This window comes from Allomesorhizobium camelthorni, assembly GCF_011045125.1.
Taxonomy (GTDB): domain Bacteria; phylum Pseudomonadota; class Alphaproteobacteria; order Rhizobiales; family Rhizobiaceae; genus Allomesorhizobium; species Allomesorhizobium camelthorni.
Map to the genome: position 1 here is coordinate 1 of NZ_JAAKZF010000340.1, position 533 is coordinate 533.

Here is a 533-nt window from a genome sequence, read left to right on the forward strand (position 1 = left end):
GCGATGGTTCGTTCGAAGTCCTTGGCCAGTCTGCGGCATCTGCCGAGCCAAGCGAATGTTCTCTCCACCACCCATCTGCGGGGTAGCACCTCGAAGCCCTTGATGGCGTCCGTGCGCTTGATGATTTCGAGCGTGAACTTGCCGACCTTCTGCAATGCCCCTTTCAGCTTCGGTCCGGCATAGCCGCCATCGGCGAAGACATGGCGCAGCCACGGCCAGCGTTTGAGGATCGATTTCAGGACGGCCGGCGCGCCGTCCCGGTCCTGGATATCGGCGGCATGGATGACGAGGCTCACCAGCAGGCCGAGTGTATCGACAACGATATGGCGCTTGCGGCCCATCACCTTCTTGCCGGCGTCAAACCCACGAATTCCGCCGCTTTCCGTGGTCTTGACCGACTGGCTGTCGATGACGCCTGCAGTGGGACTGGCCTCTCTGCCCTCCCGTTCACGCGCCGCCATCACCAGCTCATTGCTGATTGCGCGCAGCAGGCCCTCGTCGCGCCAGCGGTAGAAATATTTCTGCACCGTGGA

At 62.1% G+C, this 533-nt stretch carries 1 protein-coding gene; it reads right to left on the reverse strand.

Features of this window, described 5'->3' with window-relative positions; all coding sequences use genetic code 11:
* Nucleotides 1-533 (reverse strand): IS5 family transposase (locus G6N73_RS36240; RefSeq protein WP_165034615.1); only part of this gene is annotated, 533 nt, incomplete at both ends.